Annotated in this window: 14 protein-coding genes and 1 tRNA gene; 8 read left to right on the top strand and 7 right to left on the bottom strand. The window is 32.0% G+C overall.

Annotation, left to right across the window (positions count from 1 at the left end; translation table 11 throughout):
• The first annotated feature begins 42 nt into the window (after window positions 1-42).
• The 6 genes from ftsZ (at window position 43) to BMZ09_RS04515 (ending at window position 6,290) form a co-directional block, all read left to right on the top strand.
• Window positions 43-2,007, top strand: a complete 1,965-nt coding sequence (ftsZ, locus tag BMZ09_RS04540) for a cell division protein FtsZ (RefSeq protein WP_090837904.1) — start codon at window positions 43-45, stop codon at window positions 2,005-2,007.
• A gap of 207 nt (window positions 2,008-2,214) precedes the next feature.
• On the top strand, window positions 2,215-2,664 hold the full coding sequence (locus BMZ09_RS04535; protein WP_090837902.1) for a GatB/YqeY domain-containing protein: 450 nt from the start codon (window positions 2,215-2,217) through the stop codon (window positions 2,662-2,664).
• 7 nt (window positions 2,665-2,671) lie between these two features.
• Window positions 2,672-2,745 (top strand) — tRNA-Arg (locus tag BMZ09_RS04530).
• A gap of 587 nt (window positions 2,746-3,332) precedes the next feature.
• Window positions 3,333-4,898, top strand: coding sequence for a glycerol-3-phosphate dehydrogenase/oxidase (locus tag BMZ09_RS04525; protein ID WP_090837900.1), 1,566 nt, complete (start codon window positions 3,333-3,335; stop codon window positions 4,896-4,898).
• A 12-nt stretch (window positions 4,899-4,910) separates the two neighbouring features.
• Window positions 4,911-5,792, top strand: coding sequence for a zinc-dependent peptidase (locus BMZ09_RS04520; protein WP_090837898.1), 882 nt, complete (start codon window positions 4,911-4,913; stop codon window positions 5,790-5,792).
• A gap of 78 nt (window positions 5,793-5,870) precedes the next feature.
• Entirely contained in the window at window positions 5,871-6,290 is a 420-nt protein-coding gene (locus BMZ09_RS04515; RefSeq protein WP_090837896.1) for a CBS domain-containing protein, read from the top strand.
• A 60-nt stretch (window positions 6,291-6,350) separates the two neighbouring features.
• Here BMZ09_RS04515 and rpe read toward each other — a convergent pair whose 3' ends face one another.
• The 4 genes from rpe to BMZ09_RS04495 form a co-directional block, all read right to left on the bottom strand.
• On the bottom strand, window positions 6,351-7,013 hold the full coding sequence (gene rpe / locus BMZ09_RS04510) for a ribulose-phosphate 3-epimerase (protein WP_090837894.1): 663 nt from the start codon (window positions 7,011-7,013) through the stop codon (window positions 6,351-6,353).
• Between the two features lie 42 nt (window positions 7,014-7,055).
• Entirely contained in the window at window positions 7,056-7,463 is a 408-nt protein-coding gene (locus BMZ09_RS04505; RefSeq protein WP_157823477.1) for a BLUF domain-containing protein, read from the bottom strand.
• A gap of 140 nt (window positions 7,464-7,603) precedes the next feature.
• Window positions 7,604-8,467, bottom strand: a complete 864-nt coding sequence (locus tag BMZ09_RS04500; protein ID WP_090837891.1) for a sigma-70 family RNA polymerase sigma factor — start codon at window positions 8,465-8,467, stop codon at window positions 7,604-7,606.
• Between the two features lie 256 nt (window positions 8,468-8,723).
• Complete coding sequence (locus BMZ09_RS04495) at window positions 8,724-9,692, bottom strand: hypothetical protein (protein ID WP_090837889.1); 969 nt, start codon at window positions 9,690-9,692, stop codon at window positions 8,724-8,726.
• A 117-nt stretch (window positions 9,693-9,809) separates the two neighbouring features.
• Between BMZ09_RS04495 and BMZ09_RS04490 the strand changes: the two genes are divergently transcribed.
• A complete protein-coding gene (locus tag BMZ09_RS04490) occupies window positions 9,810-10,472 on the top strand; it encodes a hypothetical protein (protein WP_090837888.1) in 663 nt (220 codons plus the stop codon).
• Here BMZ09_RS04490 and BMZ09_RS04485 read toward each other — a convergent pair.
• Window positions 10,469-11,467: a hypothetical protein gene (locus BMZ09_RS04485; protein ID WP_090837886.1), complete on the bottom strand. Its 999-nt coding sequence runs from the start codon at window positions 11,465-11,467 to the stop codon at window positions 10,469-10,471. The two genes, BMZ09_RS04490 and BMZ09_RS04485, sit on opposite strands and share 4 nt — an antisense overlap.
• A gap of 136 nt (window positions 11,468-11,603) precedes the next feature.
• Here BMZ09_RS04485 and BMZ09_RS04480 point away from each other — a divergent pair, with 136 nt between their 5' ends.
• On the top strand, window positions 11,604-11,990 hold the full coding sequence (locus tag BMZ09_RS04480; RefSeq protein WP_143067785.1) for a hypothetical protein: 387 nt from the start codon (window positions 11,604-11,606) through the stop codon (window positions 11,988-11,990).
• 47 nt (window positions 11,991-12,037) lie between these two features.
• Here BMZ09_RS04480 and BMZ09_RS04475 read toward each other — a convergent pair whose 3' ends face one another.
• Both BMZ09_RS04475 and BMZ09_RS04470 read right to left on the bottom strand, forming a co-directional pair.
• Window positions 12,038-13,258, bottom strand: coding sequence for a hypothetical protein (locus BMZ09_RS04475; protein ID WP_090837882.1), 1,221 nt, complete (start codon window positions 13,256-13,258; stop codon window positions 12,038-12,040).
• The gene (locus BMZ09_RS04470) at window positions 13,248-13,799 is read right to left on the bottom strand and encodes an RNA polymerase sigma factor (RefSeq protein WP_090838335.1); all 552 of its coding nucleotides are present in this window, start codon (window positions 13,797-13,799) and stop codon (window positions 13,248-13,250) included. Before BMZ09_RS04470 ends, BMZ09_RS04475 begins: the two co-directional genes overlap by 11 nt.
• Window positions 13,800-13,807 lie beyond the last annotated feature (8 nt).

Raw genomic sequence — 13,807 nt, 5'->3', positions numbered from 1 at the left:
TATCGCGAGAATAATAATAATTGATCCAGTAAAATAGAATTTATGAGCAGCAACAACGAATTCGAAAACATATCATTCGACCTTCCAAAAAACCAATCCAATGTGATTAAAGTCATTGGTGTAGGTGGAGGAGGTAGTAACGCTATTAACCACATGTTTCTTCAAGGAATAAAAGGGGTGGATTTTGTAATCTGTAATACAGATGCGCAAGCCTTACAAAACAGTGGTGTACCAAACAAAATCCAATTAGGTCTTAATTTAACCGAAGGGTTAGGGGCAGGAGCTAATCCAGATGTAGGAGAGCAGTCAGCTGTAGAAAGTTTTGACGATCTTCAACGCATGTTGGATACTAATACCAAAATGATTTTTATCACAGCAGGTATGGGTGGTGGAACAGGTACAGGTGCAGCACCAATTATTGCTAAAATGGCTAAGGATTTAGACATTTTAACGGTTGGTATTGTAACAATGCCTTTTCAGTTTGAAGGTAAAATGAGAAACCAACAAGCCCAAGAAGGGATTGAAAAATTACGTAGAGAAGTAGATTCTTTAGTAGTTATTAATAATAACAAACTTCGTGAAGTATACGGAAACCTAGGTTTTAAAGCCGGTTTCTCTAAAGCTGACGAAGTATTATCTACTGCTGCCCGTGGTATTGCAGAGGTAATAACACACCATTACACACAAAACATTGATTTACGTGATGCTAAAACAGTCCTAAGTAATAGCGGTACTGCTATTATGGGATCTGCTTCTGCATCAGGTCAAAATCGTGCACATGAAGCAATATCTAAAGCATTAGATTCACCTTTATTAAACGATAATAAAATTACTGGAGCTAAAAACGTATTGTTGCTAATCGTTTCTGGTGCTCAGGAAATTACTATTGATGAAATAGGAGAAATCAATGATCATATTCAAAATGAAGCGGGTCACGGTGCAAACATTATTATGGGAGTTGGAGAGGATGATAACCTTGAAGAGTCTATTGCTGTAACAATTATAGCTACAGGCTTTGATGTAGAACAACAAAACGAGATAAGTAATACAGAAACTAAAAAGGTAATTCATGCTTTGGAAGATGACCAAAACATGGAGCAAGATTTAACAGGAAAAGAAAAAGAACCTACTATAATCATGCCTACAATAGAGTTAGAAGATAAAAAAGAAGCACCTCAAGCTATTGTTAAACATACATTAGATTTAGATGAAGAAGATTTATCTGATATCGAAATCACACAAGTTAATAAGCCTAAAAACAACAGTTACCAAGATTTAGATTTAATTCCTACTAGCGAGTTTATAAAAAATATTGACGTTAAGTACAGCGAAGTAGACGTGGTGATTGATGAGACAGAAGAATTTAATATTATAGATTCTAATGTTAATAATATTGAAGTTGTTAAAGTTGAAGAAGATAAAAAACAACAAATTACTTTAAGCTTTGACATGCCTTTATCAGAACCAGTAGTAGAAACTATTGTTGAAGAAGAAGCTCCGGTTATAATGAATTTGTCAGACGATATCAATAACATGGAAGTTAACGATTTTGTTGAAGTTATTCCTGTAACTGAAAACTCGGAAAAAGGAGAAGTAAGATATGCTTTAGATGATTATATTGAGGCAGAGTCTACAATAAATAAAGTAGCAGAACCAAAAGTTGAGGTTGATAAAGAAGTTGTTTTTGAAAGAAAACAAGTAGAAGCTGAAGCGGTTGAAGTTGATGCAGATGCAGAAGTAGATCCAATGAATACGCCAATATCTGAATTACTAAAAAGTAGAGCAGATGAGCGTAGAAAGAAAATGAAAAACTTTAACCACAAGTTTAATAGTTCTAAAATTGAAGATATTGAGAAAATTCCAGCTTATAAACGTCAAGGTTTAGAGCTTAATGATAGTCAACATTCTTCAGATAATAATATTTCTAGAACCTCTTTAGGTGTAGATGATAATGATGATATTCAGTTAAGAAGTAATAATTCTTTCCTACATGATAATGTAGATTAATACCAATCATAATTAATAAAGATTATTAGTATTAAACCTATTTAATAGCAGGACTAATAAATTATATTAATCCATTTCTAACCCGAAAAGTTCCCTCAAACTTCTCGGGTTTTTTTAACCATAAATAAGTAACTGCTCCGTGAGACTTATAAACAGTAAACTAAATACTATTTATTATCTTCGTAGCTCAAATAAAACATAAAAAAGATGAGTTTATCTACAGATATAATGACAGCCTTAAAGGTGGCAATGAAAAGTAAAAATACAGTTGCGCTAACAGCATTAAGAGCGGTTAAGTCAGCTATATTATTAGCACAAACAGAAAATGGTGCAAAAGAAGAGTTAACAGAAGAGCAAGAACTTAAAATACTTCAAAAGCAAGTAAAGCAACGTAAAGATAGTGCTGCTATATTCTTAGAGCAAGGGCGTGAGGATTTAGCGACTCCAGAATTAGCTGAAGCTGAAGTAATCTCTCAATTTTTACCAGAAGCTATGAGTGATGAGGATGTTGCTAAAGTGGTTGAGGCTGTAATAGCTAAAACAGGAGCAGAAGGTATGAAAGACATGGGTAAAGTCATGGGAATGGTTAGTGGTGAATTAGCTGGTAAGGCGGACGGAAAAACAATTTCTACTATTGTAAAGGCTAAATTGTCTTAATAAGTTAGGCCTCGTAGTTCAACTGGATAGAATGTCAGATTTCGGCTCTGATGGTTGGGGGTTCGAATCCCTTCGGGGTCACGAATAAATAAAAAAGTTGCATGTCAAATCAAGCTCGCTTGAATTTGTAAGTGCAACTTTTTTATTTTCAAAGCTGAGCTTTGAGGATCACGTAGCGCAGCGGAGTAATCCCTTCGGATTGTCAAATCAAGCTCGCTTGAATTTGTAAGTGCAACTTTTTTATTTTCAAAGCTGAGCTTTGAGGATCACGTAGCGCAGCGGAGTAATCCCTTCGGATTGTCAAATCAAGCTCGCTTGAATTTGTAAGTGCAACTTTTTTATTTTCAAAGCTGAGCTTTGAGGATCACGTAGCGTAGCGAAGTAATCTATTGGGTAAGTCCAATCAAGCTCGCTTGAATTTGTAAATAAGTATTTTTAATTTTCAAAGGGCATTTTTTAGGTCAGTTAGTAATCCTCTCGAGGTCAACAATAAACATAAAAAACCAGAGTTAAAGTTGAGTGTATTCAATATTAGTTCTGGTTTTTTGTTGTCTTTTATTTTCCAGTTTAGTATTGTTTTAATTCATCTGTTTAGCTTCTTTTAGGTTTATCGTATAAACAGTTGGTATTTTATATATTTGGTAAACATTGTAATTTTTAACTATAAGATGTTTAACAGAGAAACTTTAGTAAACCAGGTCAAATCTAATCCAAATTGGGACGTCATTATTATTGGTGGTGGCGCAACAGGATTGGGTGTTGCATTGGACGCCGCAACAAGAGGTTATAAGACCTTATTGTTGGAACAGGTGGATTTTGCAAAAGGAACCTCTAGCCGAAGCACAAAACTAGTACATGGCGGTGTTAGATATTTAGCACAAGGACATGTGGATTTAGTACGTGAGGCTTTATATGAAAGAGGTTTGATGTTAAAAAATGCTTCTCACTTAGTAAGCAAGCAGTCCTTTATTATACCTAATTATAGATGGTTTGATTCCGCTTTTTATACGCTTGGATTAAAAGTGTACGATCTATTATCTGGTAAGTTAAGTTTTGGAAAATCTACAAGGATTAATAAGTCAGAAACGGTATCCCGGTTATCAACCTTAAAAAGCGATAAATTAAAAGGAGGTGTCGTGTATTACGATGGGCAATTTGATGATGCTAGATTAGCTATTAATATCGCACAAAGTTGTATTGAAAACGGAGCAACTGTTTTAAATCATTTTAAGGTAAATACGTTACTCAAAAATACGGATGGTAAGATTAACGGTGTTGTTGCAAAAGATACAGAGTCGGGATTAGAATACAAGCTAAATGCAGCAGTTGTCATTAATGCCACAGGTGTGTTCTCTGATGCAGTATTAAAAATGGATAATATAAGTGCTAAAACGTCTATACGACCTAGTCAAGGGATTCATTTAGTTTTTGATAAATCTTATTTACCAGGTAATGATGCTATCATGATTCCTAAAACAGAGGATGGTCGGGTGTTATTTTTGGTGCCTTGGCATAATAAAGTTGTGGTTGGTACTACAGATACTTTATTAGATAGCCATAGTTTAGAACCCAAACCATTAGAGCAAGAAATTGACTTTATTCTTCAAACAGCAAATAAATATTTAAATAAAAAGGCAACTAGAAAAGATGTGCTTAGCATTTTTGCAGGACTAAGACCATTGGCTGCTCCAAAGGATAATTCTGAAAAAACAAAAGAAATTTCACGAAGCCATAAAATTATCGTGTCATCTTCTGGATTGATTACAATTACTGGAGGAAAATGGACGACCTATAGGAGAATGGCGCAGGATACTATTAATAAAGTAATCGCACTTAAAAAGTTGCCAAAATTAAAATGTAAAACAAAAGACTTGCTAATACATGGTGCAAATGGGATAGTGGATAGATCCAATCATTTATATATTTATGGAACAGATCAAACACTTATTGCAGATTTAATTACAGAAAATCCAGACTTATCAGCACGCTTACATCCACGTTTACAATTTACAAAGGCGGAAGTTGTTTTGGCTGTAAGAAATGAAATGGCTAGAACTATTGATGATGTGCTTGCTAGACGGGTTCGTGTTTTGTTTTTAGATGCTAAAGCAGCTATAGAAATTGCACCATTGGTTGGAGAGCTTATTAGAGAAGAATTAAATCAAACAGCAGCATGGAAAGATGAACAAATTTCTGACTTTGTGAAGATGGCAGAACAATACGTTTTAAAATAAGATTTACTTCATATGCTTCAACACGTTTCTACAGAATTACAAGAAAACCCCTTGATCGATAAATACGTGATTGGTGGTCTTGCTATTATATTATCTATTGTAGTTGTGGTTGGAGCTCTTGTTTGGTTTTTCAATTTAATAGAAAGTATCTATGTAGATTATATTGGAGGTAAACCTTTATTTAGACATTTTTACTTTCGTATAAGAGATTTAAGCCCTAAACAGAAACATATTCTTGATACAGAATTTAGTTTTTATAAGTCGCTAAACTCTAAAGAGCAACGTTATTTTAGACATCGAGTTCATAAATTTTTAAGTACTACGGAATTTATTGGTAAGGAAGATTTAGTTATTACAGAACAACAACGTGTTTTAATTTCTGCTACAGCAATAATGTTAACCTTTGGATATCGTGTTTATGCCATCAAATTAGTAGATAAAATATTAGTTTATCCCTCTAGCTTTTACTCTAACCTGGATAAAGCGCATCATAAAGGACACTTTAATCCGGGTTTTAAAGCGGTAATATTCTCGTGGGAAGATTTTTTAATCGGTTATAAAATAGAAGACGATAATATAAACTTAGGGATTCATGAGTTTATTCACGCCATACATTTAAGTGCTTTAAAAACGGGGTATAAAAATAGTGTGTCGTCTTATTTGTTTCTGAGCGGATTACAAGAGGTAACGGATTTTATTAATGCAGACAGTAACTATAAAAACAAAATTAAACAATCTGAATATTTTAGAGATTACGCCTTTACAAATGACTTCGAATTTATTGCAGTCTTGATCGAAAATTTTATCGAAACTCCAAAAGCATTTAAATCCCAATTTCCAGAAATCTATAATAAAGTAAAGCGCATGCTTAATTTTAATTTCTCAGGATATTAATTCTATTTCTACTGACTTTTATCATGTTTATTTAGCGCTATTAATCCTAACTTTAAGGTATAAATAAAAGCTATCACCATGAAAAAAAGAACACCAATATCAGAGATTATGACAAGTGATGTCATTGCTTTAAATAAGACTGACGATCTAGAACAAGCAGAAAAATTATTTAAAGCCCATAACATAAGACATATTCCTGTGGTTAGTGGAGATCAAATAATTGGTATGTTAAGTTACACAGACTTACTTAGAATTAGTTTTGCAGATGCTGCGGACGATTATGCTGTGGATGTAGAAAGTGTGGTCTATAACATGTTTACAATAGAGCAGGTAATGGCAAAAAACCTGGTAAGTGTATCTAGTAGCACCACAATTAAAGAAGTTGCTCAATTACTAGCAAAAAAAGAATTTCACGCATTGCCTGTTGTAGATAATAACGTTTTGGTTGGTATTGTTACTACAACAGATTTAATTAATTACTTAATCAATCAGTTTTAGGGATAATATATTAATTAAGTAATTAAAAAAAGGCTCCATATTTTGGAGCCTTTTTATATTTTAACTGTTAGCTAATGCTTTAAGGTTTTTTATAGTTTCGGTTTGATTGTCACTTTTAAAAACATGACTACCAGCTACAAAAACATCAGCACCTGCTTCTACAAGTTTTTTAATGTTTTTATCAGTAACACCACCATCAATTTCAATTTTAGTGTCAAGACCTTGCTCATCAATCATTTTGCGCAATTTTTTAACGCGTTGATAAGTGATTTCTTCAAATTTTTGACCACCAAATCCAGGATTGATAGACATTAGTAGCACCATATAACATTCTGGTAAAATATCCTCTAAAACGGATATAGGTGTTGTTAAGTTAAGAACAATACCAGCTTTACAACCAGCATCTTTAATTTGTCTTAAAGTACGGTGTAAATGGACTGTAGACTCATGATGTACAGTAATTATATCTGCACCAACCTTTGCAAACTCCTCAATGTAGCGCTCTGGCTTTTCAATCATTAAATGGACGTCTAAAGGCTTTTTAGCATGTTTTTTTATGGCAGCAATTACCGGCATTCCGTAAGATATGTTTGGTACAAAGTGACCATCCATAACATCAATATGAAACCAGTCGGCATCACTATTATTTACCATTTCTGTGTCGCGTTGCAGGTTACCAAAATCGGCAGCGAGCATTGACGGAGCAATTAATTTTGAAGACATTTTTTTAGTTTTGTGTTGTTTTTACAAAGCTAAGGTTTTTTATTAGTGGTCACTTAATAGGCCTTCAATTATTTCTAAAAACAATGGACTGTTTTCATGTTTTTGCTGGTTTAAATTGGCAACAAACTGTTGTAAGCTATAAAGTGTGTCAACATCCTTAATAACAGAATAACCTATGTCAAACGTTTTAAAACTTAATTGTGGGATAGACGTGTTTAAAAACTCAGTAATATTGGAGTGTCTACGGTCTTTTTTTATGTCCTCGTAAACAGTGTCTATAATTATTGGGTTACCTTCTAATACCTGAAAAAACACATCGTTTCTTTTAACTAAAAACCCAGTAATATTATGACTGTCGTTTTTTAATTGTGTTTGATTAAATAAAGCTTCAAACTCCAAGAGTTGTAGTGTCTTATTGACATCGCTTTTGTAACAAATGGTTTTTAACATACCCATAAATAATAATAAAAAAATAAAAGTATAAAGATTTAGTGTCTAAAATGAGTGAACCCGAAGTAATCAGCTTCGGGTTCTTCATCAATCAAAAAACGAACAGTTATGAATAACTGTTTGTTATCGTAACTCAGGTTTTATCCTAAGTAAGTTTTTAATATTTTACTTCTAGACGTGTGTTTTAATCTACGTATAGCTTTTTCTTTAATTTGTCTAACACGTTCTCTAGTTAGGTCAAACGTTTCTCCAATTTCTTCTAAAGTCATTGGATGTTGGTTACCTAAACCAAAGTATAATCTAATAACATCAGCTTCACGAGGCGTTAGTGTTTCTAAAGCACGTTCAATTTCAGTACGTAAAGATTCGTGTAATAATTCACGATCTGGATTTGGTGACTCACCAGAATTTAATACATCATATAAGTTAGAATCTTCACCTTCAACTAATGGTGCATCCATACTTACGTGACGACCAGAATTTTTCATAGACTCCTTAACATCGTTAATAGTCATGTCTAATTCCTTAGCAATTTCTTCTGGACTTGGTGGACGCTCATGCGCTTGTTCCAAGAAAGCAAAAGTCTTGTTTATTTTATTAATAGATCCAATCTTATTTAATGGCAAACGTACAATTCTAGATTGCTCTGCTAACGCTTGTAAAATAGACTGTCTAATCCACCAAACAGCATAAGATATAAATTTAAAACCACGTGTTTCATCAAAACGTTGTCCGGCTTTAATTAATCCTAAGTTACCTTCATTAATTAAATCAGGAAGTGTTAATCCTTGATTTTGGTATTGCTTAGCTACAGATACAACAAAACGTAAGTTAGCCTTAGTCAGTTTTTCAAGAGCTACTTGATCTCCAGCCTTGATGCGTTGTGCTAATTCTACCTCTTCATCTGCGGTAATTAAGTCAACTTTCCCAATCTCTTGTAGATATTTATCTAAGGATGCGGTTTCACGGTTAGTAACCTGTTTGGTAATTTTTAGTTGTCTCATCTAAATAAGGGTAATTATTATTTGTGAATAATTTGCTATCAGTAGTTATACGTACAGAAGTTACAATTTGTTACAAAAAAAAGCAATTATTTTTTAGCGTTACCCTTTTAAGCCAAAAAAATGGTTTAAAAGCGTCAGGCTGTCCGTTATATCTTTTTTATTTGCACTTTACCTATGTTGTTCATGCTTCACAAAATAGATCAGGCAAAATAAAAAAGGATGCCACTTCCATCCTTAACGCGCTTACTGTTGTGGCTTACTCGAAATCTAATACCTGTGTCGCTTCTATTAATTGTTTTAAGGCATCGATTTTAGAAAATAGTTTATTAAAAAAATGATTGCGTTCTTTCTCTCCTGCTGTATTTAGTAATTTACTGTTCTGTAATTGCTTTTTCAAAAAGTGCTCTGCCTCTTGACACGTGTGTTTATCTTCCGTTTTGTAATAGGACAACAATGTAAATGGCACATATAGCATTTGGTTATTTGGTGTGCTAACCAAAACATTGTTATTCATTAAATGTAATTCATTATAATATAACGAAAAAGTATGATCTTCAGAAATTAACTTGGTAAAAATTGACGTAATTAATTGTTTTAGTAAATCACACAATAGTAATGCAGTTTTAGATTTGACCTGTCCAGCCTCAAAGTAAAAGTGTATTTGTTTTAGAGTACTGTTAATAGTCGTAATATCCCAAACTTCTTGCGTGTTTAAATTACTATATAAACTACCTAGTTGTTTTCCCGCTTCAATTAAAGATGGGCTAGGCGCAAAATTATCAAAACTTTTATTAGCCAGTTTAGGGTCTAATAACTTTAGCCATACATAATATTTAAACTGACTTAAAGGGTCGCCGTTTAAATTGTAAAATAAAGGAATGTCTTTAGCCGAGTATAATAGGGTGCTATTCTTTTGCTTTAATAAAGGTAATAGTGATTGGTAAGAGGCTTCAAAATAACGTTGCAATTCGGTTTCGTTTTCAATATGCTTTGTTTTTTCAATAGTAACAAACTCCGTAGATGTGGTTTCAAATAAGCGGTCTAAAGATAGATTGTAATATTTAGCTAAGGCAATGCTTTCGTCTAAAGACAATTTGCTTTTTAAACTTACACGCCTATGTGCTGCATCATAACTTATATCTAATGCTGTAGCGACTGCATCAATAGTTGAGGTGTTTTCTGGTAATTCATTTTTTAAGTGCTGTAAAAAAGTAGTTTGAAACATAAGGTAAATTACTAAATTTTGCGATAATCACAAAATTTACTTTTACGTTTCGTGATAAGCTCCATTTAAAATGCGTTTATAGCAATAGATTTGACTTGAATTTAAAAAACAACACTCATGAAAAATTTATTGTTAACCATAGTATTACTAATAAGTGTTCAAATTAGTAAAGCACAAAACGATACACTTTATGTGACCAATAGTAATCAATATCACGATTATTATAAAGCGTATTTTAAAACCGTGACGTTTAAAATAGGAGGAGGTGTGTTATTGCCCCAAGGTAAATTACAAGATTATTTTGGTCCATCACCTGTGTTGGAATTAAGTTTAGATTTTCCGGTAACCAAAACAAAATCTTTAGAGTTAGCGTTACAATTTGTAATTCCAGATCAAAAACAATCTTTTTTATTTGTCAGAACCACGGATACTATACAAGCAAAAGCCTCTTTTATGTTTAATCCGATGCTTAGATTTAAGAAAAATCTAAGTCAAAATGTAAATTCGCAATTACATCTTAGTTTAGGTGTTGGAGCTTCAGTAATTAAAACAGATGCTAGAAATCCTTTTTATACTGGAGACAATCAAGATAGCGAAAAATATGAAGTCGTGACTGCTTTTTTAATGGCTCCAGCTTTAGATTTTGTCAAAAAATTTAGAAGTAATGAGGAGCTAACCTTTAGTTTGGGTTTAAATTATTCGCCTTATAAAATAGAAGGCGCTCTTCAGGAAAATATTGGAGCAATTAGTTTAATCCCTCGGATACGATATAGTTTTTAATCAAATTGAAAATTTACATCAATTAGAATTCTTTCTTTTAATTTATTGATTTTTTGATGCATTTTATTAAAAAACAAGGTGCGGTCTTTTTCTCCAGAATGTACTAATAACTTAGAGTTTGTCATTTGTCTATTAAAAAAATCATCCATAATGTTACAGGTGTCTTGATGCTCTATTTTTAAATACTCTAGCACAGTATACGGAACAAAAAATGTTTTTCTATGTTTGGTTTTTACCATGATAATATTACTCATTGTTAATAAATCACTTTTATATAAATGGTAAGACGCATTGTTTTTTGAATTAATGATGCTCTGTTGTATGGTTTGTTCTTCAATATGATTAATAATTTCTTCTAAATCATCACATATTTTTAAAGCCAATGTTTTGGATAATAATTGAGATTCGTAGAAGTATATTATTTGCTGTATGGTCCCGTTAATTGTATTGTCATTCCAGAATTCGGTTATGTTTATAAAGTTATAAGTTTCGCCAAGTTGTATGGCTTTTTCTATTAAAGATTTTGGTATGGTATCAATAAATTGATCAAAAGAAATTTTGCTTTTAGTCATTTCTTTATTGGTTAATTTTAACCAAACGTAAATTTTATAACGTGTTATAAAGGAGTCTTTTAAGGTGTAAAATAAGGGGATGTCTTTTGCAGAGTATAAAATTGAAGCACTCTTTAATTTAGTTAACGGAGTTAGGTTTTCAATGGATTTTGAAAAATAAGACTCTAAGTGTGCTTCATTAGATATAATTGGTGATTTTTCAACTAAAACAGTGTTTTGACTACCAACCTGGTAAAGGTTGTTAAGTGATATTTTGTAATGTTTAGCCAATATAACAGCTTCTTCTAGGCTTAGGCTTGTTTTGTTGTTAATACGTCTATAAGCTGCGTCATACCCAATGTCTAAAACGGACGCTATCTCATCAACAAAAGAGTTGTTGTTGGCACTTTTCTTTTTTAGGTAGGTAAAAAAATGTTCTTGCATATTTTACAAATTATAACTTGAATTTAGTTAAAACTTGTGATATACAATAGTTTATGTTCTGATTTTTAGCATTATTTAATACATCTTGTTAATTATTGCAAGTAATTTAGAGGTGTAACCAATAAAATTTTTAATTATGAAAACAATTAAATTAGTATGTATCAGTTTGACGATGTTAATCATGTTACAGAGTTGCCGAGTGTATCATTCTAAGACGGTATCTTTAGAGGAAGCTTCTAAATCACAAAAAAGGGTGAAGGTTAAAACTAATGATAACAAGACCTTGAAGTTTAATAAGGTTGTTTTTGAGGATGGTCAGTTTTATGGTGTAAAAGGAAAAGGAGATAACGTTAGTAAGACTGTTTTAGATATGGACGATTTAAAGCAGGTAAGATTACACAATAAAAGTCTGTCTACTATTTTAGGTGTAGCTGTCCCGATTATAACAGTTGTGGGTATATTGGTTTTAGCAATTACCAATTGGAATGGTCCACAAATTGGTGATATCCAACCTTCTAATTAATATAAAAAAGCCCATCAAAATACGATGGGCTTTTTAGACTAACTAATTTAAAACTTGTATTCTAATCCTCCAAGAATGGATAGCGTGTAGGTTTTTGAGTCTAACCTGTTTTCTAAAGGTTTAAAGTGGTACTTAAACATAGGTTCCAAAACAAAATGTAATTTTTTAAGTAATAAAGTATCAAAACCTAAACCTAAATTAATAGACATGTTTGTGTTTTCTATAGATTCTATTTGAAGATTATTTTCTATACCATCCGTATATATGGAGGCCTTATCAAGCATTAAATAACTGACGCCTGCAATGATTGATGTATTAGCTTTTCCTTTTAATATTCTTTGTTTGATTTCTAAAGGGATTTCATAATAACTGATTTCTTCTGTAAAATTATATGTGTCTTCGTTTGATGTAAAGTTTAAATCTAACTTAGCGACTCCAATCCTTAGAGAAATATCTTCTGTGGCTAAATAGCTTAGTTTTATTCCATAATTAGTAGACGTATTGTCTTTTGTAGCATGATTTAAACTGCCAAAATAGTCTAAAGAGGCATAAGGCATTACGCTCCATTTTTTTATTATTTTTTGATTAATACTATCTGTCTTAACTGCCTTTTTTTGTTTTAATACTTGTTTTTTAGAGATACTATCGGCTTGTTTTTTTAATGCTAAGAGGTCTTTTTTAACAGTGCTTGTTATCAAACTATCTGCAGGAATTATTTTTTGTTTTTTTGTTGTATTACCTGAAGTTGTAGTCTTAAGTTTAGTTGTGTTATTTGTTTTATTTAAGAAGTTGTAACCGCTAGTGTTAGTTGGCTTAGAAGTGTTGTTCTTAAACTTGCTATTTCTATTTGTTTGGTACTTGTTAGTAGATGTATTATTATTATTATTATTATTATTATTATTTAGTTGGTTATTTTGCTTAACTGTTATACTACCAATAGCATTACTATCTATACTAGTGGTGTTGTTATTTGACTTGCTAAAGTTTATTTTTGTACTTATTGTTGTTGTGTTTTTAACCTTATTTATTGAAGTATTAGATATCGCATCCGTCTTTATCGTTGCTTCTTTTTTGTCTGTCTTTATTTTAAATATTAATAACAGTATTAAGGATAGGCCAATAGTAGGAAGTAAGAAAAACAGAAAGCGTCTTTTCTTTTTCTTTTTTAAATCAGCTTCGATTTTAGTCCAAACCATAACGTCTGGAGCCTTGTGCAGGTCTTTCAGTCGGTGTTTAATTCCATCACCTATGTCTTTGTTAACTTCCATAGTATAATTTAGGTTTGCTAGGATTTAATTTAGTAATTTTTTCTTTTAAGATTGCTTTTGCTCTATGTAAATTAGATTTAGATGTGCTTTCTGAAATATTTAATAAGCTAGCTATTTCTTTATGCGAATAGTTGTCTAATTGGTATAGGTTAAAAACTAAACGGTATTGGTCTGGTAACTCTTGAATACAAGTCAAGATGCTATCTAATTTAATGTCTAAATCGTCTTCAGTAACCGTTGTATCTTCAAGTATGTCGTTGTTGATTTCAATATTAAAGGGTCTTTCTTTTTTATATTTATTAATAGCTTGATTGATGGTGATACGTTTAATCCATCCTTCGAAAGACCCTTTACCTTTATATTTTTTTATGCTATTAAAAATTTCTATAAAGGAATCATGCAGGTTGTCTTGTGCTTCATCACTGTTTTTTGAGTATTTAAGGCACAGTATGTACAAGGTGTCTTTATATTTTTGATATAAATCACCTTGTGCCTTTAGGTTGTTTTTTCGGCAAGCTTTTATAAGTTGTTCTAGCTCCAAATACTGTA

This window comes from Olleya namhaensis (assembly GCF_900114005.1).
Classification (GTDB): domain Bacteria; phylum Bacteroidota; class Bacteroidia; order Flavobacteriales; family Flavobacteriaceae; genus Olleya; species Olleya namhaensis.
Note: the sequence above shows the minus strand (reverse complement) of the source record. Positions and strands in the feature narration are given on the sequence as shown.

Bases quoted from the DNA above. Each gene is read 5' to 3' on its own strand.
- BMZ09_RS04525 (WP_090837900.1), top strand. From the start codon at position 3,333: ATGTTTAACAGAGAAACTTTAGTAAACCAGGTCAAATCTAATCCAAAT.
- BMZ09_RS04500 (WP_090837891.1), bottom strand. From the start codon at position 8,467: ATGAGACAACTAAAAATTACCAAACAGGTTACTAACCGTGAAACCGCA.
- ftsZ (WP_090837904.1), top strand. From the start codon at position 43: ATGAGCAGCAACAACGAATTCGAAAACATATCATTCGACCTTCCAAAA.
- BMZ09_RS04490 (WP_090837888.1), top strand. From the start codon at position 9,810: ATGAAAAATTTATTGTTAACCATAGTATTACTAATAAGTGTTCAAATT.
- BMZ09_RS04520 (WP_090837898.1), top strand. From the start codon at position 4,911: ATGCTTCAACACGTTTCTACAGAATTACAAGAAAACCCCTTGATCGAT.
- BMZ09_RS04495 (WP_090837889.1), bottom strand. From the start codon at position 9,692: ATGTTTCAAACTACTTTTTTACAGCACTTAAAAAATGAATTACCAGAA.
- BMZ09_RS04515 (WP_090837896.1), top strand. From the start codon at position 5,871: ATGAAAAAAAGAACACCAATATCAGAGATTATGACAAGTGATGTCATT.
- BMZ09_RS04505 (WP_157823477.1), bottom strand. From the start codon at position 7,463: ATGTTAAAAACCATTTGTTACAAAAGCGATGTCAATAAGACACTACAA.
- rpe (WP_090837894.1), bottom strand. From the start codon at position 7,013: ATGTCTTCAAAATTAATTGCTCCGTCAATGCTCGCTGCCGATTTTGGT.
- BMZ09_RS04480 (WP_143067785.1), top strand. From the start codon at position 11,604: ATGAAAACAATTAAATTAGTATGTATCAGTTTGACGATGTTAATCATG.
- BMZ09_RS04535 (WP_090837902.1), top strand. From the start codon at position 2,215: ATGAGTTTATCTACAGATATAATGACAGCCTTAAAGGTGGCAATGAAA.
- BMZ09_RS04475 (WP_090837882.1), bottom strand. From the start codon at position 13,258: ATGGAAGTTAACAAAGACATAGGTGATGGAATTAAACACCGACTGAAA.
- BMZ09_RS04485 (WP_090837886.1), bottom strand. From the start codon at position 11,467: ATGCAAGAACATTTTTTTACCTACCTAAAAAAGAAAAGTGCCAACAAC.